The 24,114-nt window shown below is 67.1% G+C and carries 19 protein-coding genes; 11 read left to right on the plus strand and 8 right to left on the minus strand.

Annotated elements, in window-relative coordinates; all coding sequences use genetic code 11:
* Positions 1-18: 18 nt before the first annotated feature.
* The 8 genes from ACFLIT_RS00845 (at position 19) to ACFLIT_RS00880 (ending at position 10,187) form a co-directional block, all read left to right on the plus strand.
* Positions 19-3,267, plus strand: a complete 3,249-nt coding sequence (locus ACFLIT_RS00845; RefSeq protein WP_479909284.1) for an efflux RND transporter permease subunit — start codon at positions 19-21, stop codon at positions 3,265-3,267.
* A gap of 63 nt (positions 3,268-3,330) precedes the next feature.
* Complete coding sequence (locus ACFLIT_RS00850; protein ID WP_479909285.1) at positions 3,331-4,632, plus strand: sodium/calcium exchanger protein; 1,302 nt, start codon at positions 3,331-3,333, stop codon at positions 4,630-4,632.
* Complete coding sequence (locus ACFLIT_RS00855; RefSeq protein WP_479909286.1) at positions 4,629-5,093, plus strand: hypothetical protein; 465 nt, start codon at positions 4,629-4,631, stop codon at positions 5,091-5,093. Before ACFLIT_RS00850 ends, ACFLIT_RS00855 begins: the two co-directional genes overlap by 4 nt.
* A gap of 153 nt (positions 5,094-5,246) precedes the next feature.
* Positions 5,247-5,624: a DUF190 domain-containing protein gene (locus ACFLIT_RS00860; RefSeq protein ID WP_479909287.1), complete on the plus strand. Its 378-nt coding sequence runs from the start codon at positions 5,247-5,249 to the stop codon at positions 5,622-5,624.
* Positions 5,614-8,202 (plus strand): heavy metal translocating P-type ATPase, encoded by a 2,589-nt coding sequence (locus tag ACFLIT_RS00865; protein WP_479909288.1) that lies wholly within the window; start codon positions 5,614-5,616, stop codon positions 8,200-8,202. The genes ACFLIT_RS00860 and ACFLIT_RS00865 overlap by 11 nt, the downstream gene beginning before the upstream one ends.
* A complete protein-coding gene (locus ACFLIT_RS00870; RefSeq protein WP_479909289.1) occupies positions 8,199-8,894 on the plus strand; it encodes a peptidoglycan DD-metalloendopeptidase family protein in 696 nt (231 codons plus the stop codon). The genes ACFLIT_RS00865 and ACFLIT_RS00870 overlap by 4 nt, the downstream gene beginning before the upstream one ends.
* Positions 8,895-9,086: 192 nt before the next feature.
* Positions 9,087-9,542 (plus strand): SRPBCC domain-containing protein, encoded by a 456-nt coding sequence (locus ACFLIT_RS00875; protein ID WP_479909290.1) that lies wholly within the window; start codon positions 9,087-9,089, stop codon positions 9,540-9,542.
* Between the two features lie 168 nt (positions 9,543-9,710).
* Positions 9,711-10,187, plus strand: a complete 477-nt coding sequence (locus ACFLIT_RS00880; protein ID WP_479909291.1) for a DUF305 domain-containing protein — start codon at positions 9,711-9,713, stop codon at positions 10,185-10,187.
* 5 nt (positions 10,188-10,192) lie between these two features.
* Here ACFLIT_RS00880 and ACFLIT_RS00885 read toward each other — a convergent pair whose 3' ends face one another.
* The 3 genes from ACFLIT_RS00885 to ACFLIT_RS00895 are packed head-to-tail and all read right to left on the minus strand — an operon-like array spanning position 10,193 to position 11,498.
* Complete coding sequence (locus ACFLIT_RS00885) at positions 10,193-10,780, minus strand: RNA polymerase sigma factor (protein ID WP_479909292.1); 588 nt, start codon at positions 10,778-10,780, stop codon at positions 10,193-10,195.
* The gene (locus ACFLIT_RS00890) at positions 10,780-11,211 is read right to left on the minus strand and encodes a Spy/CpxP family protein refolding chaperone (RefSeq protein WP_479909798.1); all 432 of its coding nucleotides are present in this window, start codon (positions 11,209-11,211) and stop codon (positions 10,780-10,782) included. Before ACFLIT_RS00890 ends, ACFLIT_RS00885 begins: the two co-directional genes overlap by 1 nt.
* 5 nt (positions 11,212-11,216) lie before the next feature.
* On the minus strand, positions 11,217-11,498 hold the full coding sequence (locus tag ACFLIT_RS00895; RefSeq protein WP_479909293.1) for a hypothetical protein: 282 nt from the start codon (positions 11,496-11,498) through the stop codon (positions 11,217-11,219).
* Between the two features lie 166 nt (positions 11,499-11,664).
* Here ACFLIT_RS00895 and cueR point away from each other — a divergent pair, with 166 nt between their 5' ends.
* Complete coding sequence (gene cueR / locus ACFLIT_RS00900) at positions 11,665-12,117, plus strand: Cu(I)-responsive transcriptional regulator (RefSeq protein WP_479909294.1); 453 nt, start codon at positions 11,665-11,667, stop codon at positions 12,115-12,117.
* Here cueR and ACFLIT_RS00905 read toward each other — a convergent pair.
* Positions 12,068-12,397: a copper-binding protein gene (locus tag ACFLIT_RS00905; RefSeq protein WP_479909295.1), complete on the minus strand. Its 330-nt coding sequence runs from the start codon at positions 12,395-12,397 to the stop codon at positions 12,068-12,070. The two genes, cueR and ACFLIT_RS00905, sit on opposite strands and share 50 nt — an antisense overlap.
* A gap of 83 nt (positions 12,398-12,480) precedes the next feature.
* On the minus strand, positions 12,481-14,844 hold the full coding sequence (locus ACFLIT_RS00910) for a heavy metal translocating P-type ATPase (protein ID WP_479909799.1): 2,364 nt from the start codon (positions 14,842-14,844) through the stop codon (positions 12,481-12,483).
* A 351-nt stretch (positions 14,845-15,195) separates the two neighbouring features.
* Between ACFLIT_RS00910 and ACFLIT_RS00915 the strand changes: the two genes are divergently transcribed.
* On the plus strand, positions 15,196-17,025 hold the full coding sequence (locus ACFLIT_RS00915; RefSeq protein WP_479909296.1) for a copper resistance system multicopper oxidase: 1,830 nt from the start codon (positions 15,196-15,198) through the stop codon (positions 17,023-17,025).
* The gene (locus ACFLIT_RS00920) at positions 17,022-18,131 is read left to right on the plus strand and encodes a copper resistance protein B (RefSeq protein WP_479909297.1); all 1,110 of its coding nucleotides are present in this window, start codon (positions 17,022-17,024) and stop codon (positions 18,129-18,131) included. Before ACFLIT_RS00915 ends, ACFLIT_RS00920 begins: the two co-directional genes overlap by 4 nt.
* Here ACFLIT_RS00920 and ACFLIT_RS00925 read toward each other — a convergent pair whose 3' ends face one another.
* The 3 genes from ACFLIT_RS00925 to ACFLIT_RS00935 are packed head-to-tail and all read right to left on the minus strand — an operon-like array spanning position 18,132 to position 23,988.
* Positions 18,132-21,254 carry an efflux RND transporter permease subunit gene (locus tag ACFLIT_RS00925; protein WP_479909298.1) on the minus strand — a complete coding sequence of 1,041 codons (3,123 nt, stop codon included), beginning with the start codon at positions 21,252-21,254 and terminating at the stop codon, positions 18,132-18,134.
* The gene (locus tag ACFLIT_RS00930; protein WP_479909299.1) at positions 21,251-22,765 is read right to left on the minus strand and encodes an efflux RND transporter periplasmic adaptor subunit; all 1,515 of its coding nucleotides are present in this window, start codon (positions 22,763-22,765) and stop codon (positions 21,251-21,253) included. Before ACFLIT_RS00930 ends, ACFLIT_RS00925 begins: the two co-directional genes overlap by 4 nt.
* Entirely contained in the window at positions 22,762-23,988 is a 1,227-nt protein-coding gene (locus ACFLIT_RS00935; protein ID WP_479909300.1) for a TolC family protein, read from the minus strand. Before ACFLIT_RS00935 ends, ACFLIT_RS00930 begins: the two co-directional genes overlap by 4 nt.
* Positions 23,989-24,114: the final 126 nt, after the last annotated feature.

Raw genomic sequence — 24,114 nt, forward strand, 5'->3', positions numbered from 1 at the left:
AACCGGAGACACGCCGCAATGATCGGCCGCATTCTGTCCATGGCTGTGAAGGGGCGTTGGTACGTCGTCTTCATAACGCTCCTTATCGCCGCCCTCGGGATCTGGCAGCTCGGAAAGCTGCCCATCGACGCCGTCCCCGACATCACCAACAAACAGGTCCAGATCAACACGATCGATCCGTCGCTCTCGCCGATCGAGATCGAGAAGCGGGTCACTTTCCCCATCGAAACGGCGCTGGCGGGCATCCCGGGGCTGGAGACCACCCGGTCGATCTCCCGGAACGGCTTCAGCCAGGTCTCAGCGGTGTTCACCGAAAAGACCGACCTTTATTTCGCCCGCCAGCAGGTGGCCGAACGCCTGACCCAGGCGCGTGACACGCTTCCGGCCGGGGTTCAGCCTCAGGTCGGGCCGGTGACGACCGGACTAGGCGAGGTGTTCATGTACACCGTCGAGTTCGCCTATCCCGGCGGCAGGGGCGCCCCTGTCAAGGACGGCACCCCGGGCTGGCAGAGCGATGGGTCTTACCTCACCCCCGAGGGCGAGCGCCTGTCCGATACCGTGGCCCAATCGGGATACCTGCGGACCGTGCAGGACTGGATCATTCGACCGCAACTGCGGTCTGTGAACGGCGTCGCCGGCATCGACTCGATCGGCGGCTACGCCAAGCAGTATGTCGTCGAACCGGATCCTTCGAAACTGGCGGCCTACGGCGTCTCATACACCGACCTAGCCAAGTCGCTGGAAGCGACCAACCTGTCGGTCGGCGCCAACTTCATTCAGCGCGCCGGCGAGGCCTATCTGGTCCGCGCTGACGCTCGGGTCCGAACGCTCGACGAGATCGCCAATGCGGTGATCGCCACGCGGTCGTCCGTACCGGTCACCGTGAAGGATGTCGCGATGGTGCGGGTCGGCGGCGATCTGCGGACCGGCGCAGCCACCAAGAACGGCCAAGAAACCGTGGTCGGCACGGCTCTGATGCTGATCGGCGAAAACAGCCGCACAGTCGCAAAGGCTGTGGGCGACAAACTCACCGATGTGAAGAAGTCGCTGCCGCCCGGCGTCGTCGTCAACACGGCTCTGGACCGCTCCGTGCTCGTCAACGCGACCATTGGCACGGTGGAGCGCAACCTCACCGAGGGCGCCATCCTGGTGGCCGCAACCCTCTTCTTGCTGCTCGGCAACGTCCGGGCCGCCTTCATCGCGGTGCTGATCATCCCGCTGTCGTTCCTGATGATGGCCATCGGCATGAACGGGCTGAAGGTGCCCGGCAATCTGATGAGCCTGGGCGCGCTCGACTTCGGCCTGATCGTCGACGGCACGGTCATCATCATCGAAAACTGCCTGCTCAGATTGGCGCAGCGGCAGCATCACGAGGACCGTCTGCTCACCTTGAACGAGCGCCTCGAAACCGTGCTGCGCGCGTCCAAAGAGATGATCCGTCCGACGGTCTATGGCCAGGCGATCATCTTCCTGGTCTTCGCCCCGCTGCTCACCTTCACGGGGGTCGAGGGCAAGACGTTCTCGCCGATGGCGATCACGATCATGCTCGCCCTGGGCGCCGCCTTCATCCTGTCCCTGACCTTTGTCCCGGCCATGGTCGCGCTGCTCATGCGCGGCAAGGTCGCCGAGAAGGAAGTGCGCATCATCCAGTGGATGAAGGACCGCTACGCGCCGGTGCTTGACCGCGCCGTCGCCAAGCCCTGGCCCTTCATCGGCGCCGCGCTCGGCGTCTTCGTCCTGGGCGGCGTTGTGTTCACCACCCTGGGCCAGGAGTTCATCCCGACCCTCGACGAGAAGAACATCGCCCTAGGCGCCTTGAAGCTGCCGTCGACCGCGCTCGAGCAGTCGAAGGACATGCAGCAGCAGGTCGAAAAGGCCGTCACGTCCTTGCCGGAGGTGGAGATGATGTTCGCCAAGACCGGCACGGCTGAAGTGGCGACCGACCCGATGCCGGTGAACCAGTCCGACGGTTTCGTCATCCTCAAGGCCAGCAAGGATTGGCCGGCGGGCGTGAAGACCAAGGAGCAGGTGGCCGAACGGATCTTGAAGAAGGTCGAGCCACTGCTGGGCAACAGCTACGAGATCACCCAACCGATCCAAATGCGCTTCAACGAGCTCATCGCCGGGGTGCGTGGCGATGTCGCCATCAAGCTCTATGGCGATGACCTTGAGAAGATGAGCGCCGCCGGCGCGAAGATCGGGACCGTCCTGCAGGGCATCCAGGGGGCGGAAGGCGTCCGGGTCGAACAGACCGCTGGCGCGCCGACCCTGGACGTCCGCTTCGACCGGGCCTCGATCGCTCGCTTCGGTCTGACTGTCGAAGAGGTGGCCGATACCTTGGCCACCGCGTTGGGCGGCCGCGAAGCCGGCAGCGTCTTCGAGGGAGACCGGCGGTTCGACATCGTCGTGCGCGTGCCCATGGCCCAGCGCAACGACCTCGACGCACTGGGCGCGACCCCGGTCATGCTGCCTTCGGTCGATGGCCGATCGCAACAGTCGGTGCCCTTGCGTCAGCTGGTGGAGCTTCGCTTCACGGACGGCCTGAACCAGGTCAGCCGGGAGAATGGCAAGCGTCGCGTCGTCATCCAGGTCAACGTCCGTGATCGCGACATCGGCTCGTTCGTGACCGAGGCCCGCGCCAAGGTCGATGCGGTGCAGTTGCCGGCCGGCTCCTACCTGGAGTGGGGCGGCCAGTACGAGAACCTCAAGGCGGCCACCAACCGCTTGGCGATTGTCGTTCCGATCTGCTTCCTCCTGATCTTCTTGATCCTGTTCATGGCGCTCGGAGGCCTGGGCCCGGCCGTGTCGGTGTTCGCGGCCATCCCCCTGGGGCTGGCGGGGGGCGTCTTCGCCCTGGCGCTCACCGGCATCACCTTCTCGATCTCGGCCGCTGTCGGTTTCATCGTTTTGGCCGGCGTCGCCGTTCTCAACGGTCTGGTCGTGATGTCGAGCATCAAGGAAAGGCTGGAGGCGGGCGTGCCGGTCGCGCGCGCCATTGTCGAGGGATCCATCGAGCGGTTCCGGCCGGTGCTTATGACCGGGCTGGTGCCCGCCATCGGGTTCATCCCCATGGCCTTGGCTCACGGCACGGGCGCGGAAGTCCAAAAGCCGCTGGCCATGGTGGTGATCGGGGGCCTGGTCACCGCCACCCTCGTGACCCTCCTGGTGCTCCCGGCCGTCTCGCAGCTCATCCTCAGCATCGGCTCCAAGAAGCGGGCCGCGTCGGAGGATGTAGGCCCGGCCCCGTTGCACCCACAAGCGACCTGACCGGGTGCGCCGGCGCGGCCGCCCCCGCCGCGCCGGCGCTTCCTTTTTTCACGAGGCCACCCCTTGACCCGTCTAACCCCGCAAATCCGACAGCTTTGGGCGCCCCTGGGGGCGGCCATTGTCGTCATGATCCCGGCCATTCTCCTGCGGATCGAAGGTTGGCGTCCCGATCCCATTCTCGACATGGCCGTGTTCGGCGTCGCCATCCTCGCGGCGGGGTTCATGCTGTCGTGGGGCGCGGAGGCAGCCGAGAAATATCTGTCCCAGGGCCTGATCCTGGCCGCGGTGGCCATTGTCACCGTGCTGCCGGAGTACGCCGTCGACGTCTACTACGCCTTCCAGGCCGGGCGGTCGCCGGAACAGGGCTACGTCGCCTTCGCCGCCGCCAACATGACGGGAGCTAACCGTTTGCTCATCGGCCTGGCGTGGCCGGCCATGGTGCTCCTGCACTGGTGGAAATCCCGCCGCCAGGGGATCGAGCTGGCCCCTGCCAACGCCGTCGAGGTCGTCGCCCTGGCGGTGTCCAGCGCCTACGCCTTTGTCATTGTCTGGAAGAACACCATCAGCCTGATCGACACGGTCGTCCTGATCTCCGTGTTCGGACTTTATCTGTGGCGTGTCGCCAAGGTTCCTAAGGCGCAAGACGAGGACGAGGACGAAGAGCCCGGTCCGGGCGCCATCATCTCCAAGTGGCCGGCGGCCCAGCGTTGGGCCGCGATGGCGGCAATGACCGTCATCGCCGCTGCGGTCATCCTGGCGGTGGCCGAGCCCTTTGCGGAATCCATGATCCAGGGCGGCCGCGTCCTGGGCATTGATCAGTTCCTGCTGATCCAGTGGTTAGCGCCCATCGCCAGCGAAGCGCCCGCCGTGGTCATCGCCGTCCTGTTCGTGCTGGCCGGTCGAGCGGCTGCCGGCCTCATCGCCATGATCAGCGACAAGATCAATCAGTGGACCTTGCTGGTCGGCATGTTGCCGCTGGCGATGAGCCTGGGCGCCGGCCACCTGGTGGCCATGCCCCTCGATGCGCGCCAGCACGAGGAGTTCTTCCTTACGGCGGCCCAGTCGCTGTTTGGCTTGGCGCTCCTGCTTCGCCTTCGGCTTTCCGTACCTGGGGCGCTGGCCCTGCTCGTCCTCTTTATCGCTCAGTTCACCGTGGCCCTGGTGTTGAGGCAGGACGAGGCCAGGGATATCGCCATCCTGACCGCCATCGCCTGGGGTTACTTGGCGCTGGCTGGCGTCATGTTCGCCGTCAACTGGCGACAGGTCCGTGAGCTGTTCGCGACGGTCGTCGCCATCGCGGTCGCCAAGACGGCGCACCCCGACCTGGGCAAGGCGCCGCCTCCGGCCGGAGGCGCCGCACGATGACCGACATCCCGGCTTTTCCCGTCGGCCCACGACGGCGGTCAATCCTGGCGGGGCTGCTCCTCGGGGGCCCGCTGTGGGTCGCCGGCCCGGCCTTGTCCGCCCCTCCGCCCATCCGCGTTCTCATCGTCGAGCCGGTGGCGACTGATCTGTGGCGGGCGGACGCGGCCGGCCAATGGCTCCAGTTCGCGCTTGATCGCGCTGCCGGCGGGATCCTCGAGCTCAGCTTCGTCACCAAGGGCGGCGAGGCGATGGCCGCGCCGCCGACGCAGAGCGTGACGCTCACGGCTCCCAGGGGTCGGCCGCTGCCTTTCGTCGCCGGCGGCGCCGGGTGGCGCTCGACATCTGGTGCGGGACCTCCACTCGATGGGTCGACACTGAGCATCGTCGAGGCCGACCATCGCCATGACTTCCGCCTGAACGTCCACGACGCGGCCCCGTCACCGCCGGCGGTGCGGTCATGAGCCTGACCGTTCGCCCGAGCCATGGAACCCATCGGTCACACGGCGATCCCCAAACCTGCGCCTTCCCGTCTTCGACGGACGGCGCGCGCGACCTGCCGCATTGGCGGCGAGGCGCGCGCCCGGTCGCCCGTCCCCAACTTTAAGGAGCTTCCCATGCCCATTCCCGGACAAGCCGTTCTGCTTCGGATCTACACGGACGAACAGGCTCTCGTAGGCGACCGGTCTCTGATCGACGAGGTCGTGCGCCGCGCTCAAGAAGCCCGGCTCGCAGGGGCCACGGTGCTGCGCGGTCTGAAGGGGTTTGGCGCGGGCGCGCGCCTGCACCAGCACCGCACCTTTGCGCTCAACGACAATCTGCCGGTCGTCATTGAGGTGGTCGATGAGGACTCCAAGCTGCGGGCCTTCGTCGAAACCCTCAAGGATCTGGCCGACATTGGCCTGGTGACCTTCGAAAAGGTCGAAGTGCTCCGCTACGGCGCCAATCACGCCGACGACGGCGACCGCTCGACGGGGGTCGGCCATGAGCGCTGAGAAACTTCGCCTCGAAATCCCGCTTCTGCTGCCGGAAGCCAAGGATGAATGCGACCGCTGCGTGGAGGCCCTGACCGCAGTTTTGCGCAGCCGCGCAGGCGTCTCGGAGGTCCACGTCGTCGAGGGTGGTACGGCCGGGCAGGGCGAACTTTGCCTTCACTTCGATCCGGCCCAAACCTCGATCGATCAGCTTCGCGCCTTCGCCCAGCACTCCGGCGCGGTGATGCAGGAACGCTTTGGCCACCTTCGCTTCCAGCTTGGGGGGAGCCCGCATGCCCGATCGGCGCGCCGCATCGCCGATGAGTTGCGGAGCCAAGTCGGCGTTATCCAGGCCGAGATTGGGCCCAACGGGCGCGGGTTCGTCGAGTTCGACAAAGAGAAAACAGACGAAGGCAAGCTGCGGGACGCAGTCAAGGCCGCTGGGGCGAGCATGGCGCCGACCCCCAGCGCTTCGACGGACACCTCCGAAGCGCCACATCGGCGACGGCCCAGTTATCACGATCACGCTGAACACGGTCCCGGCGGACACAGCGCTGCAGGCGAGGAGGCCGCGGCAAACGATGCGGCTCCTGTGGCTAAGGCGCAAAAGACGCCTGAGGCGGCCAAGGGCCACGAGGGCCACGATCATGGGCCCGGCGACCACGACCATGCGCATGGCGGCATCTTCGGCGAACGCACGGAACTGATCTTTGCCGTCCTGTCGGGCGTCGCGCTGCTGGCCGGGTGGCTGATCGGCAAGTGGACCCCGATGACGTCGACCTTCTTCTATATCGCCGCATACGGGTTCGGCGGCTTCTTCACCCTCAAGGAAGCCTTCGAGAACCTGCGCAAGCGGCGCTTCGAGATCGACACCTTGATGCTGGTCGCCGCGATCGGCGCGGCCGCTCTGGGGCAATGGGCCGAAGGCGCACTGCTCCTGTTCCTGTTCAGCATCGGCCATGCCCTGGAGCATTACGCCATGGGCCGCGCGCGGCGCGCCATCGAGGCGTTGGCCGAGCTGGCTCCCGACCGGGCCACAGTCCGGCGCGGGGAGGGGACCGAAGATGTTGCGGTTGCCGAACTGGTGGTTGGCGATGTGGTGGTGATCAAGCCCAACGAACGGATCGCTGCAGATGGCGTCGTCGTCGCTGGGGAAAGCAGCGTGAATCAGGCGCCGGTCACCGGCGAGAGCGTGCCGGTCGACAAGCGGCCGGCCGCGGCCGACGCCGACTTCGCCAAGGCGAGCCCCGAGCACCGCGTCTTCGCCGGTACGATCAATGGGTCCGGCGCGCTGGATGTGAAGGTCGCCAAGCTGTCGTCGGAATCGACCTTGGCGCGCGTCGTGAAGATGGTGGCTGAGGCCGAGGCCCAGCGTTCGCCGACCCAGCGGTTTACCGACAAGTTCGAGCGTATTTTCGTGCCCTGCATCCTGGCCTTCGTCGGCATGCTGATGCTCGCCTTCCTAGTCATCGACGAGCCCTTCACCGTCAGCTTCTACCGCGCCATGGCGGTGCTTGTGGCCGCCAGCCCCTGCGCGTTGGCGATTTCCGTGCCCAGCGCTGTCCTCAGCGGCGTCGCGCGGGCCGGCCGCGGCGGTGTCCTGGTCAAGGGCGGAGGCCCGCTCGAGAACCTCGGCACCCTTACGTCGCTCGCCTTCGACAAGACCGGCACGCTGACCGAGGGCAAGCCGCGTCTCACGGACGTAGTCCCCGCAGAGGGGGTCGACGAAAATGAGCTCCTGGCAATCGCCATTGCGGTCGAGACGCTCAGCGACCACCCGTTGGCCGGCGCGGTCGTGCGGGACGGCGGCGAGCGGCTGGGCGACCACCCCAAGCGCACGGCCAAGGACGTCAAGAGCCTGACTGGCAAGGGTGTCCAGGCCGACGTCGACGGTGTCTCGACCCACATCGGCAAGCCGGGGCTGTTCGAGTCCGGCGACGGGACGGCGATGCCTGAAAGCGTGCGCAACGCTGCGCGCAAGTTGGAGACGGACGGCCGGACCGTCATGGTCGTCCGGCACGGCGATCGTTACCTCGGCGTACTGGGTCTGATGGACACCGCGCGCCCCGGCGCAAAGGAGGTCATTCAGCGTCTACGGGCCCTGGGCATCCGCCGCATCCTGATGCTGTCGGGCGACAATCAATCGGTCGCCGACGCCATCGCCAAGGAGCTTGGTCTCGACGAGGCCAAGGGTGGACTGATGCCCGAGGACAAGGTCGCGGTCATCAAAGAGCTGCGCGCCAAGGAGGGCAAGGTCGCCATGGTCGGCGACGGGGTCAACGACGCCCCCGCCATGGCCAACGCGACCGTGGGCATCGCCATGGGGGCCGCAGGTTCGGACGTCGCGCTGGAAACCGCCGACGTCGCTTTGATGGCTGACGACCTCACCCACCTGCCTTTCGCCGTCGGCCTCAGCCGCAGCACGAGCAGGATCATCAAACAGAACCTTTGGGTCAGCCTCGGGGTCGTGGCGTTCTTGATCCCCGCCACCCTGTTCGGTCTGAAGATCGGGGCTGCGGTCATCTTCCACGAGGGCTCGACCCTGCTGGTCGTCGTCAACGCGCTGCGACTCCTGGCGTTTAAGGACAAGAGCAAGTGACGGCGCTCAAGGACTGGCTGGCCCAAATTCGCATCGACGTCGTGGCGGTGCTGGTGGCGGGAGCCGCGCATCCTGCCGGCAAGGTACGCCTGGCCGGACTGCTCGCCATCGGCCTCGCAGCTGGCTTTGCCCTGGGCACCTCACCGCGCCCGACCCTGGCGGCGGCGACCCGCATCGCCGCCGTGCCGCCGGTTGTCTCCGCATTGCCGGTCGGCGGCGTCGATCTGGATGGCGATGGGCGCGTGGACCTGGCCCAACCGGTCGATCATGCGGTTCGCGGCGTCGACGCCTACGGGTCCGGAGCTTTCGGCGCGTCGCGGGACGGCGGTCGCCGGGCCCACCATGGATTGGATCTGATCGCCACGCCGGGCGAGCCGGTTCGCGCGCCGATCGGCGGCAAGATCTCCAGGATCGGGGCCGCCTATGTGGGCGAGCGCGATTTGACGTTCATCGAGATCGTCAATCCCGTCACCCACTACACCGCGCGGCTGCTTTACGTCGGGCCTTCGGTCCCGGCCGGTCGGACGGTGGTCGCCGGCGAGGTCATCGGCTCCGCCCAGGACCTGGCGCAGCGCTATCCGGGCGGCATCACCAACCACGTCCACGTCGAGTTTCAGGGGCGCACTGGCGGCCGGCTCGATCCGCGCGTCGTGCTCGATGGCCTGATCAAAGACCGAGGGGCTTCAGCGTGAGCCCGGGCGTCGTAGCGGGCAGGACCCCGACTGGCCGTTTTAGGGTGAATGCCCCAAGGCCGCAGGACCGGCCGCAATGACCGATGACAGACCACCCGGACCCTCGTCGTGGGCGATCCTCTTGGCGGGCGCGTCGGTCATTTTCCTCATCACGGCGCTGGTGCTGCTGGCGCTCATACCGGGAGGACGATGATGACCCAGGTGGAGACAAGCCTCGATATAGCCGCGCCGCCGATGAAGGTCTGGCGCGCCCTCTGCGATTTCGCAGCCTACCCGCGGTGGAACCCCTATCGCGAGATCATCGGCGTCGCGGCGGAAGGCGAGAAGGTCGTCCTAAAGATCGGCCCTGATCCGGCCAAGCGGCACCCCGTGCCGGCGCGCATCGTCGCCTTCGAGCCTGGCAAACTACTGATTTTCAGGACCGGGCGCGCCCTGATCCTTCACGCTACGGAGAGCTTCGAGTTCGAGCGGTCCTCGCGCGGCACGCGCTTGCGCCATGTTGCCCGGATGACCGGTCTCGGCGCAGGCCTGGTCGGTCGTCTGACGTTCGGATCCAAGCTGATCCAGGTGTACGATGAGGTCGACGACGCTTTGGCGCACTATGTCGTCCCTGGGCGCCAGCCCAAGCGGCGGCTTCCGCCCTTATGAGTGCCAACCTTAGCAGCCTGCCGTAGGAAGCGATCCACGCCTTCCCGCCTGGTCTGGCCTACGGGGCGCGACGGCGTCCATGTCGGATAGTGGTCCACCAAAACCTCGACTCGCGGGGTAGTTCGAACCTGGCGCGTATTCCGATGGAGAACATTGGAGCCCGCGCCTATGGATCACGCCAAACCCAATCCCGGCATGGAGCGGAAGCATTATCGCCGCTTGGCCGGGATGATCGCGCTGTCGTTCGTCTCGATGTACGTCCTGATGTACGCGATGGTCGACAAGATCGCGGATGTCCATCCCAGCCTGAACCAAGCCTATATGGCCGGCCTGATGACCGCCCCGATGGTGGTGATCGAGCTCATCCTGATGAGCATGATGTATCCGCGGCGCGGCCTTAACGCCGCGATCCTGGCCGTTAGCATCGCGGTCGGTGTGCTCTGTTTCACCGGCATCCGCCAGCAGTGGCTGATCGGGGATGGGGAATTCCTCCGCTCGATGATCCCGCACCACTCGGGAGCGATCCTGATGTGCGGAAAGGCGCCGATCCAAGACCCCGAACTCAAGCGACTCTGCGCCACAATCATCCAGGGCCAGCAAGCTGAGATCGATCAGATGAACGCGATGCTCAAGGCGCCGCGCTGACCGACTCAGGCCGAGTTTGGCCGCAGATCGGGGTCCAGCTGGTCGACGAGCAGCTTTCGCGCGCGGTAAACGCGGGTCTCGACGGTCTTGACGGAAACCCCCAGCATGTCGGCGGCCTCTTGCTGGCTGTAACCCTCGAAGGCCGTCAGGATCAGTGCTTCCTTCAATGCCCCGGGCAGGCGGCTCACGGCACGGTCTAACCGGCGGGCCTGCTCGTCCTGCAGGATGACGTGCTCGGCGCCGGGCTCGGGATCGGCCTTCTCAAGCGCCTCGGTTTCGTCTTCGAGGGACTTCGAGCCAAAAAGGGCGCGTCGAACCAACATGCGACGGCCACGGTCGCGGACCTTGTTGATGGCGATGGTGCGCAGCCAGGCGCCGAACGAACGGCTGGGATCATAGCGCTTCAACGCGGACCAGGCGGCTATGAAGGCTTCGTGCGCCGCCTCATAGGCTTCGTCAGCATCGCCCGTGTAGCGGCGAAGCAGGCGGTAGAGCGGTTCCTTGTGGCGTCGAACCAGCACAGCGAAGGCCTTATCATCACCCTCAACTGCCTGGCGGGCGAGGGCGGCATCGGACGCCTCGGCGTCCGCCATCACCTGGCGTCTTGGGTCAGCGACTGGACCACCGTGTCGTCAAACTTGGCCGTCTGTTGCGGCGTCAGGACCGAGCGCATAGCCAGGGTGTGGACCATGGTCTCCTTCTGCAGTTCGCCCATGGCGTGGTGGAAGCGGTCGATGGCCGCCTGCATCTCCGGGGTGTAGGCATGCTGTTGCTGGAAGGCGCGAGCGAGTTCGGCATTGGCCGCCCTCATCTCGGCTTCCATGACTTGGCGCTTTACGTCGTGATCGCGCTCAATACCTTCGAGACGCACCTTCTGTTCGGCGGTCAGGTTCAGCTTTTCGTGGACGAGTTGATGTAGCGGCGTCGGCCGTTGCATCTGGCGTTTCACATACTCCGCACCGCCCCAGACGCCGAGCGCCGCGACCAGCACGGACAGCACCAGCGTCAGCAGCATGCCGCGCATCAAGCTCACCGGTCGCCCTCGAGCAGCGTGGAAGGCGCCAGATTGGCGGCCGAAGAGAAGGTCGCATAGGGGTGCGGCCCTGAGATCTCGGCGGTGGCGATCGCTCCCCCGGCGGTAACCCCCATAGCCAGCGCGAGGCCCACGGAGGCCAGCCGAACAGGCGCCAAGGCCGCCGAAGCGCTCGCCTCACGTCGGCGGTCGTCGATGCTGTGGCCGATTTCGCCGTCCAGACCGTCCAGCGACCGGTCAGTCGGACTCGCCGCCAGCCGTGCGACGAGCTCATCCAAGCGCTCACTCATGTCCTGATCCTCTTGTCGCCCCTGATATCTATACGCTTCAGCCTCGTCCCACCCCTAAGCCGGATGCTCTGGTGGCGTCGTGATCCGCTGGAGTAAGCCTTGACCTTCCCATGATGGGAAGTGTTACCCGGTTCGGCTCACATTGAGGATCAGCATGAATATCGGGCAAGCGTCGAACGCCTCGGGCGTCTCGGCCAAGATGATCCGCTACTATGAGCAGATCGGACTCATCCGCCCGGCTGGGCGCACCGACACCAACTACCGCAGCTTCAGCGAGCGCGACCTCAACGACCTTCGCTTCATCAAGCGGGGTCGCGCACTGGGTTTCTCGATCGAGGAGATCACCAATCTGCTGTCGCTCTGGCGAGACCGCACCCGCCCCAGCCGGGAGGTCAAGGCCATTGCCGACGGCCATGTCGCGGACCTGCGGACGCGGATCGCCGAGATGCAGGCCATGGCCGACACTCTGAGCGCGCTGTCGGACTGCTGCGCCGGGGACGAACGCCCCGACTGTCCGATCCTCAGCGACCTCGCCGCTGGTCCGCGCCAGCCTGAAGCTAATTCGGCTGGATCGCCACGACCTCGGGGGCCGCGCCGCCCGTTTTGACCGTGAAGGCCACCTGCTGACCGACCTTGACGGTTTTCAGCAGTGACGGGTCAGCCTTGAACGCCATGGTCATGGCCGGCCAGTTCAGCGCGGCGATCGGGCCGTGCTGCAGCGTCACCGAACCCGCCTTGGCGTCGATTTTCTTTACGACGCCGGCGCCCTGCACACCGGCCGGCGCCGGCATGGCCATGCCCGGCATGCTGCTCATGTCGTGAGTGACCTGGGCGTAGGCGGGAGCGCTCAAGGTCAGGGCCGCGACGGCGGCGAGGACCAGCTTCATTTTGAATCTCCAGAATTGATCGGCCGGGCGACGGCGTCGCACACAGCCTTTGTTTGGGATACGCCCCGGGCTTGAGCCGGCCCTCAAAGGCGCACCGCGCGCAGTCGCAAAGCGTTGGCGATCACGCTGACGCTGGACAGCGCCATGGCCGCCGCCGCCAGGGCCGGTGACAACAGCCAGCCCAGCGTCGGGTAGAGCACACCGGCGGCGATTGGGATGCCGGCGACGTTGTAGACGAAGGCGAAGACTAGGTTCTGGCGGATGTTGCGCATCACCGCCGCGGAAAGGCGGCGCGCGCGCACCAGGCCCTGGAGATCGCCATGCAACAGGGTGACGCCGGCGCTTTCGATCGCCACGTCGCTGCCCGCGCCCATGGCGATGCCGACATCGGCGGCCGCTAGGGCAGGGGCGTCGTTGACGCCGTCGCCGGCCATGCCGACGACCCGGCCTTCCCGCCGAAGGCGTTCGACAACGGCGGCCTTGTCCTGGGGCAGCACTTCGGCCTCGACGTCATCTAGGCCGAGCTGTTTGGCGACGGCTTCGGCCGTGATCCGGTTATCGCCCGTCATCATGACGAGCCGCACCCCTTGCGCCTGCAGCGCACGGATGGCGTCCGCCGTGGTCGCCTTGATCGGGTCGGCGATGGCCAAGACCGCAGCCAGCTTCCCGTCAACGACCAGGAACACCGTCGTGGCGCCCTCGGCTCGCAGGCGGTCCGCCTCGGCGTCCAGTGGCGTCGTGGTCACGGCCTGCTCTTGCAACAGGCGCGATCCGCCAAGCACGATCACTTTGCCGTCCACATGACCGACCACGCCCTTGCCAACCGGCGAGTCGAAATCGGTCGCTTCCGAGAGCGTCAGGCCACGCGCCTGCGCTGCCCGCAGGATGGCGTCGGCCAGCGGATGTTCGCTGCCTCGCTCAAGGCTAGCGGCCAGGCGCAAGACCTCATCCTCGGCGAACCCAGGGACGGCCTGGATCTGGGTGACAGCAGGCCGTCCCTCCGTCAGGGTTCCGGTCTTGTCGATCACGAGGGTGTCGATCTTCTCGAAGCGCTCCAAGGCCTCGGCGTTCTTGATCAGCACGCCGGCCTGGGCGCCCCGGCCGACGCCGACCATGATCGAGATCGGCGTGGCCAGCCCTAGCGCACAAGGGCAGGCGACGATTAGCACCGAGACCGCCGCGATTAGGGCGTAGGCCAAGCGCGGCTCGGGGCCGAAGAGGCCCCAGACCAGGGCGGCCAAAAGAGCCACCCCGATGACGCTCGGCACAAACCAGCCGGACACCCGGTCGGCCAACCGCTGGATCGGCGCACGGCTACGCTGCGCCTGGGCGACCATCTGGACGATCTGGGAGAGCAGAGTGTCGGCGCCGACCTTCTCGGCCCGCATCAGAAACGACCCCGTCTTGTTGAGGGCGCCAGCCACTACCTTGGCGCCCGGCTCCTTGGTGACCGGCATGGACTCGCCGGTCACTAGGGACTCGTCGATCGAGACCCGGCCCTCGACGATTTCGCCATCGACGGGGATTTTCTCGCCCGGCCGGACCCGAAGCCGGTCGCCCACCTGGATCGTGTCGATGCCGACCTCCTCGTCTTCGCCAGCGTCGGTGACGCGGCGCGCCGTCTTCGGCGTGAGGTTCAGCAGTGCCTTGAGGGCCCCCGAGGTGCGTTCGCGGGCTCCCAGCTCCAAGACCTGGCCTAAGAGGACAAGCACGGTGATGACGGCGGCGGCCTCAAAATAGACCGGCACCGATCCGTCGCCACGCCGGAGGGCTTCTGGAAAGACCCCCGGCGCCATCACGGCGACGACGCTGTAGAGCCAGGCCACGCCAACGCCCATGGCGATCAGGGTGAACATGTTGAGGTTGCGGGTGCGCAGCGACGCCCAGCCGCGTGCGAAGAACGGAGCGCCGGCCCACAGCACAACCGGGCTGGCCAAGGCGAATTGGATCCAATTCGACGTCGTCGGCGCGACCATCATCCGGTGGCCCAGAAGGTGGGAGCCCATTTCCAGGGCGAACACCGGCACGGCCAGCGCCAGGCCAACCCAGAACCGCCGCGTCATGTCGGCCAGTTCGGGATTGGGGCCGCTGTCGGCGCTGACCACCTCAGGTTCGAGCGCCATGCCACAGATCGGGCAGGCCCCCGGACCGGACTGCCGGACCTGCGGGTGCATGGGGCAGGTGTAAATGACGCCCTCAGCCCGAGGCGCCGCAGCGGCTGGCTTGGGGCAGAGGTAGCGCTCGGGATCGGCGACGAACTTCGTCTGGCAGCCTGTCGAGCAGAAATAGTAGGTCTGTCCCGCGTATTCAGCCGTCCCGCGCGCTGTCTTGGGATCGACCGTCATGCCGCAGACCGGGTCGATCGTCGTATCGCCGCCGGACCCTGGGTGATCATTCCCATGGCCATGATGAGCATGAGCATGTTGATGGGGATGGCTGTCGGACATGGGTGGATTCCCGGAGGCGGCGCTTGAGCTCCCTCTAGTGTCTACGCAGCAGCTATGGGGCGCCCCGCGCCGCGCGGCGTCATCGGTGTGGTCCGCGGGAGCGCAGCAGCTCTCGTTGCGACCCTGTTCGGTCTTGCGAAGCATCGCGATCTCCTTGAACTGGTTTCGCTTCGCCAGGACAGATAGGGCTTCCCATCATGGGAAGGTCAAGGGGCCACCCGCATCCTTGTGAACCCAGGGCACGCGCGCCGAATTTCGCGCTTTCGCCAAGGGTCAGGTCGGCGGCCATGCGTATCCCTGAGGAGTGCGCGTCCTTCGCGCCTCTGGTCACGCGCGTAGGATCTCGACTCCATGAAGAACCTCAACCGGCGGCAGATGCTGCGCGTCGCTTCCGGACTCGGCGGCGGATTGGCCCTTAGCAGTCTGCTACCCGGGTGGGCGCAGAGCGCCACGCCGGGCATGGCGCCGACCTTGCCGACGTTGACCGGCCCCAACATCGATCTGCGCATCGGCCACTCGAGCCTGAACGTGGACGGTCGCGCGGGTCACGCCGTGACCATCAACGGGACGGTGCCCGGGCCGCTGCTGCGTCTGAAGGAAGGTCAAACGGTTCGGCTGTCGGTCCGCAACGACCTTGCCGAGGACACCTCGGTCCATTGGCATGGCCTGCTCGTGCCGTTCCAGATGGATGGCGTTCCTGGGGTGACCTTCCCGGGGATCAAGCCGGGCGAGACGTTCGTCTACGAATTCCCGGTCAAGCAGTCGGGCACCTATTGGTACCATAGCCACTCCGGTCTGCAGGAGGCTGAAGGGCACTACGGCCCGATCATCATCGACCCCGCGGGTCCGGACCCCGTCGCCTACGACCGGGAGCATGTGGTCGTGCTGTCGGACTACAGCTTCATGCACCCGCACCTGATCTTCAAACGGATGAAGCAGCAGGGCGGGGTCTTCAATTTTCAGAAGCAAACCGTGGCCGGGCTGCTGGCGGGCAAGGACCAGACGCTCAAGGAGCGGACGGAATGGGCCAAGATGCGCATGGATCCGACGGACATCTCGGACGTGACCGGCGCGGCGCTGAAGTTCCTCGTCAATGGCCACGGCCCCGCCGACAACTGGACCGGGTTGTTCACACCCGGCGAGCGGGTCCGCCTGCGCTTCATCAATACCGCGGCGCAGATGGTGTTCGACGTGCGCATCCCCGGTCTGAAGATGACGGTGGTGGCGTCGGACGGTCAGAACGTGCGGCCCGTCGAGGTGGACGAGTTCCAGATCGGCAATGCCGAGACCTACGACGTGATCGTCCAGCCGACGGAAGACAAGGCCTTCACCCTGGTGGCCGAAGCCGTTGACCGCTCGGGGATGGGGCGCGCCACGCTCGCCCCGCGCGCCGGCATGACCGCCCAGGTTCCGCCGCTGCGCGAACGGCCCCTGGCGACCATGCGCGACATGGGCATGGACATGAGCGCCATGAAGGGCATGGGCGGGATGGCGGGCATGGACCACGCCAGCATGGGCCACGACATGGCCGCAATGCCGGGCATGGCTGGGATGACCCCGGAGCCCGGGATGGCGCTGCCTAAACCTCGCGGCTCGGACGCTATGGGCAGCATGCCCGGCATGACCATGTCGATGCGTGACCCGCAGAATGCGCCAGGGGTCAGCATGGGCCCGGGGGTGCAGACTATCGCGCCCATGCCTATCGATCGGACCGGCGAGCCGGGTCAGGGGCTAGCGAGCGTCGGCCATCGGGTGCTGGTCTACAAGGACCTGATCGCGTTGACCGCCAATCCCGATCAACGCACCCCGACCCGTGCGCTCGACATCCACCTCACCGGCAACATGGAACGGTTCATGTGGGGGTTCGACGGCCTGAAGTTCAGCGAGACCAGCAAGCCCTACACCTTCGAGAAGGGCGAACGCGTGCGGGTCACCCTGATCAACGACACCATGATGGCGCACCCGATCCACCTGCATGGCCACTTCTTCGAGTTGACCCATGGCCCGACAGGGTACGGCCCCCGAAAACACACGGTGATGGTGATGCCGGGGGGGAAGGTCTCGTGGGACTTCACCGCCGATCCCGGCGATTGGGCCTTCCACTGTCACATGCTCTACCACATGCACGCCGGGATGTTTCAGGTGTTCGCCGTGCGGTCCCTCGACGGAGGCGCCGCATGACCCGCCTTGCCCTGATTGGACTTTTGCCCCTGGCTCTGGCCGCTCCTGCGGTCGCCCAGACCATGGACCACTCGAGCATGCCGGGGATGGCCATGCCTGCGACGAGTCCACCGGCCAAGGGGAAGGCGACGCCGGCCGCCAAGCCCGCGGCGGACCCGCACGCGGGTCACGATATGTCGGCGATGGCTCCCGCTGCGTCGGCGCAATCTACCGCGCAGCCGGCCGCAGCCGACCCGCATGCCGGCCATGACATGTCGGCCATGGCCCCGGGCGCTATGCCCGGCATGGCCATGCCCGATAAACCAGCGGATCAGGCTGCGATGCCTGACATGGCCGGCCACGACATGTCGGCGATGGCCCAGCCGGATATTCCGAAATCGCCGCCGCCGCCCCCGCCCACGGACCACGCGGCCGAGCGGTTCTTCTCGCCGGCGGCCATGGCGGCCGCCCGCGCGCAGTTGACGCGTGAGCACGGCGCGATGCCGCTCTCCTCGGTCATGGTCAATCTGGCCGAGTATCAGGCCCGCTCCGGCGCGGATGGCTACCGCTGGGAAGGTCAGGCTTGGTTCGGCGGTGACATCAACCGCCTGGTGGTGAAGACCGAAGGCGAGGGCGCACGTGGCGAAGGCGTGGAAAGCGCCGAGGTGCAGGCCCTCTATTCCCGCGCCGTCGGTGTCTACACCGACCTGCAGGTTGGCCTGCGGCAGGACGTCGAGCCCTACGGCCGCACCTATGCGACCGTCGGTTTCGAGAGCCTGTTGCCCTATTGGTTCGACGTTGAAGGCGCCGCCTTCCTGTCGACCAAAGGCGATTTGTTGGCGCGGCTCGAAGGGACCTACGATCTGCGGCTGACCAATCGGCTGATCCTGCAGCCGCGAGCTGAACTCAACTTCGCAGCCCAGAACACGCCGGAGACCCGCATCGGGTCAGGCCTGTCCAACGCCGAGTTGGGGCTACGGCTGCGCTACGAAATCCGCCGTGAGTTCGCGCCCTATATCGGCGTGTCGTGGGACCGAAAGGCCGGCAAGACCGCAGACTATGCCCGCGCACGCGGCGAGGACGCGGAGGCCACAAGCGTCGTGATCGGCATCAAGGCGTTCTTCTGATCATCGCCTGGCGCGACGCCGTCGCAGCAGCAGGAAGCCGGCAGGGATCACCAGCATCGACAGTAGCGGTGCGGTGATCATGCCGCCGATCATCGGCGCGGCGATCCGGCTCATGACTTCCGCGCCAGCCCCATGGCCGACCAGGATCGGAAAGAGGCCGGCAAGGATCACCGCCACCGTCATCGCCTTGGGCCGCACCCGCAGCAGAGCGCCCTCGCGCACGGCCGCCTCGACTTGTCCTTGGCTTGGGTCAAGGCCGCGCTCGGCCAGCGCCTGCTTGAGGTAGATCAGCATCACCACCCCGAATTCGGCCGAGACCCCGGCCAGCGCGATGAACCCGACACCGGTCGCCACCGACTGATGGAAACCAAGCAGGTAGAGGGTCCAGATTCCGCCGGTCAGGGCGAAGGGCAGGGTGGCCATGATCAGGGCCGCTTCATCGAACCGGCCGAAGGTCAGGTAGAGCAGCACGAAGATGATGAGCAGGGTGGCCGGCACGACCACCTTCAGCCGGTCGGCGGCCCGCTGCAGATACTCAAACTGGCCGGAGTAGGCGACGGATACCCCCGGAGGTAGCGGCACGGAGCTGGCGACAGCGCGCCGCAGATCGCCGACGACGGCGGTGAGGTCGCGACCCCGAACATCGACATAGACCCAAGTCGAAGGCCGGGCATTTTCGGTCTTCAGCATGGGCGGGCCATCGACGATCTCGACCTTGGCTACCGATCCCAACGTGATCTGCTGCCCGTTCGGCGTGAGGATCGGCAGCGTCCGCAGGCCCTCCAAGCTGTCGCGCAGTTCGCGCGGGTAGCGGACGCTGATCGGATAGCGCGCCACGCCCTCGACGGTCTCGCCGATGGTCTCGCCGCCGACGGCCCCGGAGACGATCGACTGCACATCGGCGATATTCAGGCCAAATCGCCCTGCAGCGGCACGGTCGATATCGACATCGACGTAGCGCCCGCCGGTCAGCCGCTCAGCGAGGGCCGAACTCACGCCCGGGGTTTTCTTGGCCACGGCTTCGATTGCCGCCGCCACCCGATCGAGGTCCTGCAGGTTGGTCCCCGACACCTTGACCCCTATCGGGCTCTTGATACCTGTCGCCAGCATGTCGATGCGGTTGCGGATAGGCGGCACCCAGACGTTGGCCAGCCCGGGAACCTTCACGGCATTGTCCAGGGCCTCCACCAGCTTGTCCGGCGTCATGCCCGGCCGCCATTGGTCGCGAGGTTTGAACTGGATCGTCGTCTCGAACATCTCGAGCGGGGCCGGGTCGGTGGCTGTCTCGGCTCGGCCAGCCTTGCCGAACACCGTCTTCACCTCCGGTACGGTCATGATCATGCGATCGGTAAGTTGCAAAAGCTCCGAAGCCTTGGCGGCGGAAATGCCCGGAAGCGCCGATGGCATGTAGAGCAGATCACCCTCGTCCATATGGGGGATGAACTCGCCGCCTAGGCGGCTGAGAGGCCAGGCTGTCGTCGCGAAGGCCAGCAGCGCCACAAGCAGCGTGGCTTTCGGCCGGCGCATCACGGTGTCCAGCGCCGGGCGGTACAGTCGCGTCAGGAAGCGGTTAAGCGGGTTAGCGGATTCCGGCGGGATACGGCCGCGGATCAGGTAGCCCATCAACACGGGGACAAGGGTCACCGACAGCACCGCCGCCCCGGCCATGGCGTAGCTCTTGGTGAAAGCGAGCGGGGCGAACAAGCGGCCCTCCTGCGCTTGCAGGGCGAACACCGGCACGAACGACAGGGTGATGATCACCAGGCTGAGGAATAGCGCGGGCCCCACCTCGGCGGCGGCTTCCGTGACCAAAGCCCAGCGCCGCGATGGATCCAGGGTTTCGCCTGGATGATCGTGGCTCCAGCGTTCCAGATGCTTGTGGGCGTTCTCGATCATCACCACGGCCGCATCGACCATGGCGCCGATGGCGATGGCGATGCCGCCCAGCGACATGATGTTGGCGTTTACGCCCTGCAGTCGCATGACCAGGAACGCGATCAGCACGCCGAGCGGCAGGGTGAGGATCGCGACCATCGCCGAACGCACATGCCAGAGGAACAGGGCGCAGACGATGGCGACCACCAGGAACTCCTCGCCGAGCTTGCCGGTGAGGTTTTCGACGGCCCGGTCGATCAGCTGGGACCGGTCGTAGGTTGTCACCACCTCAACACCGGGCGGCAGGCTGCGCTTCAACTCCTGCAGCTTGCTCTTCACCGCCGTGATGGTCTCGCGGGCGTTCTTGCCCGAGCGCAGAATGACCACGCCGCCGGTTACCTCGCCTTGACCGTTGAGCTCGGCCACGCCCCGCCGCATCTCCGGGCCGACCTGGATCGTGGCGACCTCGCCCAGCGTGACGGGCACGCCGCCGGCGCCCGCCCGAAGCGGGATGGCGCGGAAGTCGTCGAGCGTCTTCAGGTAGCCGCTGGCCCGGACCATGTATTCGGCCTCGCCGAGTTCGAGCACCGAACCGCCGGATTCCTGATTGGCCTGCTGGATCGCCGCCACTGCCTGGGCGTGGGTCACGCCGTAGGCGGCCAGCCGTGCCGGATCGAGCAGCACTTGGTACTGCCGGACCATGCCGCCGATGCTGGCGACCTCGGCGACCCCAGGTAGAGTTTTTAGTTCGTAGCGCAGGAACCAGTCCTGCAGGCCCCGCAGCTGGGATAGGTCATGTCCGCCGGTTTTGTCGACCAGAGCGTATTCGTAGACCCAGCCGACGCCGGTCGCGTCAGGCCCGAGCGCCGGCTTCGCCGATGCGGGCAGGCGACTCTGCACCTGGTTCAGATATTCCAGAACCCGCGAGCGGGCCCAGTAGAGATCGGTCCCGTCCTCGAACAGCACATAGACGAAGCTGTCACCGAAGAAGGAATAGCCCCGGACCGTCTTGGCCCCGGGCACTGACAGCATGGTTGTGGTCAGGGGATAGGTGACCTGGTTCTCGACGATCTGAGGGGCCTGGCCGGGGTAGCTGGTGCGGATGATGACCTGGACGTCGGAGAGGTCGGGCAGGGCGTCGACCGGCGTTGTCCGAACCGCCCAGATGCCGGCGACCGCAAGGCCCAGCGCCGCCAGCAGGATGAGGAAGCGGGCCCGTACCGAAGCGCGAATGACAGCGGCGATCATTGGGCGTCGCTCCGGCTGAGGCGACGCACCGTTGGGCCTGCCGCCGGCTGGTCGAAGGCGAAGCGGACATTGTCGCCCGCTTTCAGACCCCGGCCCACCGTTGGATCGGCGAGGCGGAACTGCATGGTCATCGCGGGCCATTGCAGGGCCGGGATGGGCTGGTGCGACAGGGTCACAGTCCCGTCGCCGATCTCCTCGATGCGTCCTGTGCTCTCATAAAGCTCAGGCGCGGCCGGCGTTCGTGGTGGTTGCGCGGATGGCGGCTGTGCGGGCATCGGCATGGGGGAAGGGCTGAGCGACCTCGGCTGCAGCCCAGACAGGCTGGCTTCCGAGTCCAGCAGGAACTGACCGGAGGCGACGACCCGCTCGCCTTCCGCCAGGCCAGCGAGAACTTCGGTTTGGCCGGCCGCTTCTCGGCCAGTGCGCACCTCGGCCGACGCGTAGCGGCCGCCCGGCAGGGCCAGGATCACCAGGCTGCGCCGCCCAGTGCGGATCACGGCCTCTGTGGGTACGAGAAGCGCAGGCTGGGTCGCCGCGCCCAGCTGGACGGTGGCGAACTGGCCGGGCCGCAGGCGGCCGGCTGGATTTGGCAGCTCGACGCGGACGGTCAAAGTCCGGGTGTCGGAATTAGCCTGCGGGAGGATGGCGGCCACGCGCCCGCCGAACGTCTCACCCGGAAAAGCGGCGAGGCTGGCGGTGGCCGTCTGGCCAAGGCGAACCTGTCCGGTCATCGCTTCGGGAACGGCCACGTTTAGCCAGATGCGCGACAATCCATTGACCTCCGCCAACGACTGGCCGGCCGTCACGGTCATGCCGGGTCGCACGCCCAGCGTCTTAATCACCCCGCCCGCTGGCGTGGCGATGGTGGTCACGGTTCGTGGCTGACCGCTTTGCTCGACTGCGGCGACCGTTGCGGGCGACATGCCGAGCAGCAGCAGACGCTGGCGGGCGGCGGCGATCAGCGCCGCGTCACCCGACCGGCGGGTCGCGAGAAACTCGGCCTGGGCGCCGGCCCAGTCGGGGACCAGAATGTCGGCAAGGGGGGCGCCGGCAGCGACGACGTCGCCGGGCGCCCGGCCATAGGTTCGTTGCACGAAGCCGCCGGTCCGGGCTTGCACAATCGCCACATCACGTTCGTTAAAATCGAGGACCCCGGTGGCCGACACGGCGCCGTCGAGTTGGCCGCGTTGCACAGTGGCGTAGCGCACGCCGAGGTTCTGGATTCGCGCCGGATCGATGCTCACGCCGGCCGACCCCGCAGCCGCCTCGTCGGCGTATTTGGGGATCATCTGCATGTCCATGAACGGCGATTTGCCCGGCTTGTCGAAGTGCTGGGCAGGGACCATGGGGTCGTACCAGTAGAGCACGCGGCGCTGGGCGGCGGCGGCGGCGACAGGCTTCGGCGCCTTGGCGCCGCCCAGGTGGCCGAGGCCGTAGCCGGCGGCTCCCGCGACGAGGACCGTGGCGGTCAGGACCAGGATGGTCGACCGAGGTGAGGCGAAAAGGGTCACGGCTGGTCGCTCCCATAGGTCAGGACAAGATTGGCGGCGTCGACCGCCACGGCGGCCTCCCGGTCGAGGCGGGTGAGTTGGGCGTTGGCGAGCGCGGTAAAGGCCTGCAGGACGGCGGCGAGATCGGCACGGCCGGCGCCGTAGCTGGCTGTCTCCAGGTCGGCGCGCTTCTGGGCCAGTGGGACGAGCACCGTCACCGCACGACCCCATTGCTCATGGTGCATGTCGTGGTCGGCCAAGGCCCCATCCAACTGCGCGCCTAACTCACGCCGCGTTGTCTCGCGCTCGGCGCGGGCCTGGCCGGCGGCGGCCACCTTGGCGGCGATCATAGGATCCTGCCGGCGACCGGCGAACAGTGGCAGGCTGACGGTGGCGCCCGCCGAGACCATGTCCCCGAACATCGGGTCGCGGCGCTGATAGGTAAGTTCCAGGCTCCAGTCCGGCCGTTTTTCAGCGCGCGCCACGCGCACGTCGGCCTCGGCCCGCGCGGTGGCGGCGTCCTGTTCCGCCAAGCGCGGATGCTGTGCGATGGCGGCGCGCAGCGCCACCGGCTCGACTTCAAAGGATGGCGGGGCGCCCGCCACCTCGGCGGCAGGGTCGCCGGTCCAGCGCGCCAGTTCCGCGCGGGCCCGGCCGACATTGGCGACAATCTCGCTGCGGCGGTCCTGCAGGTCGGCGCGCATCTGCTCGGCCTCCAAGGATTGGCCAGGTCGCGCCGCGCCCGAGACGACAGCTGACGGCGCTGCGCTCCATAGCGGCTCAAGCCGCGACAGCACCGCATCGACGGCGTCGAGGCGCTGTTCCGCATAGTAGAGATTGATCCAGGCCAGGGCGGCGGCCGTGCGCACCTCCCTTCGGCTCGCCAACTGGCCGGCGCCGGCGGCTGCGATGTCAGTTTCAGCGCGCGCTCGCGCGGCTGACCGCTTCGCCCCGTTCGGCATGTCCTGCATGATTCCGACCCGCGCCATGGTCATGCTGTCGCCGTTGAAACGACCGGCCGGGGGGCCGGAGATTGGGAAGTTATCGACGCCGCCCGCCAGCTTCGGGTCCGGCAGGGCGCCGGCTGCTCGGGCGGCGGCACGGGCGCCATCGACCTGCAACGCCTTGGCTTGAAGCGTGGGTGAGGCGGTCTCGGCGAGTTGGAGCGCCGCCGCATAGGTGATCGGCGCCGCGTGGGCGCCGCTGGCCAACATGATGCCGGCCAAGGCAAGGGGAAGTCGCATGGCGTTATCCGCTCAGAGGGTCAGGGCCTGCGGACGCTCACGGGAAGACCCGGGGCAGCGCCCAACGATCCGCCGCCCCGGCGCACAAAGGCGCGCCGTCGTGGGCGTGCGGAGCCGGTCCGCGCC

It is taken from the genome of Caulobacter sp. HJHS_5 (assembly GCF_056683955.1).

Bases quoted from the DNA above. Each gene is read 5' to 3' on its own strand.
- ACFLIT_RS00845 (WP_479909284.1), top strand. From the start codon at position 19: ATGATCGGCCGCATTCTGTCCATGGCTGTGAAGGGGCGTTGGTACGTC.
- ACFLIT_RS00855 (WP_479909286.1), top strand. From the start codon at position 4,629: ATGACCGACATCCCGGCTTTTCCCGTCGGCCCACGACGGCGGTCAATC.
- ACFLIT_RS00860 (WP_479909287.1), top strand. From the start codon at position 5,247: ATGCCCATTCCCGGACAAGCCGTTCTGCTTCGGATCTACACGGACGAA.
- ACFLIT_RS00865 (WP_479909288.1), top strand. From the start codon at position 5,614: ATGAGCGCTGAGAAACTTCGCCTCGAAATCCCGCTTCTGCTGCCGGAA.
- ACFLIT_RS00875 (WP_479909290.1), top strand. From the start codon at position 9,087: ATGACCCAGGTGGAGACAAGCCTCGATATAGCCGCGCCGCCGATGAAG.
- ACFLIT_RS00880 (WP_479909291.1), top strand. From the start codon at position 9,711: ATGGATCACGCCAAACCCAATCCCGGCATGGAGCGGAAGCATTATCGC.
- ACFLIT_RS00885 (WP_479909292.1), bottom strand. From the start codon at position 10,780: ATGGCGGACGCCGAGGCGTCCGATGCCGCCCTCGCCCGCCAGGCAGTT.
- ACFLIT_RS00890 (WP_479909798.1), bottom strand. From the start codon at position 11,211: ATGCGCGGCATGCTGCTGACGCTGGTGCTGTCCGTGCTGGTCGCGGCG.
- cueR (WP_479909294.1), top strand. From the start codon at position 11,665: ATGAATATCGGGCAAGCGTCGAACGCCTCGGGCGTCTCGGCCAAGATG.
- ACFLIT_RS00905 (WP_479909295.1), bottom strand. From the start codon at position 12,397: ATGAAGCTGGTCCTCGCCGCCGTCGCGGCCCTGACCTTGAGCGCTCCC.
- ACFLIT_RS00910 (WP_479909799.1), bottom strand. From the start codon at position 14,844: ATGTCCGACAGCCATCCCCATCAACATGCTCATGCTCATCATGGCCAT.
- ACFLIT_RS00915 (WP_479909296.1), top strand. From the start codon at position 15,196: ATGAAGAACCTCAACCGGCGGCAGATGCTGCGCGTCGCTTCCGGACTC.
- ACFLIT_RS00920 (WP_479909297.1), top strand. From the start codon at position 17,022: ATGACCCGCCTTGCCCTGATTGGACTTTTGCCCCTGGCTCTGGCCGCT.
- ACFLIT_RS00925 (WP_479909298.1), bottom strand. From the start codon at position 21,254: ATGATCGCCGCTGTCATTCGCGCTTCGGTACGGGCCCGCTTCCTCATC.
- ACFLIT_RS00935 (WP_479909300.1), bottom strand. From the start codon at position 23,988: ATGCGACTTCCCCTTGCCTTGGCCGGCATCATGTTGGCCAGCGGCGCC.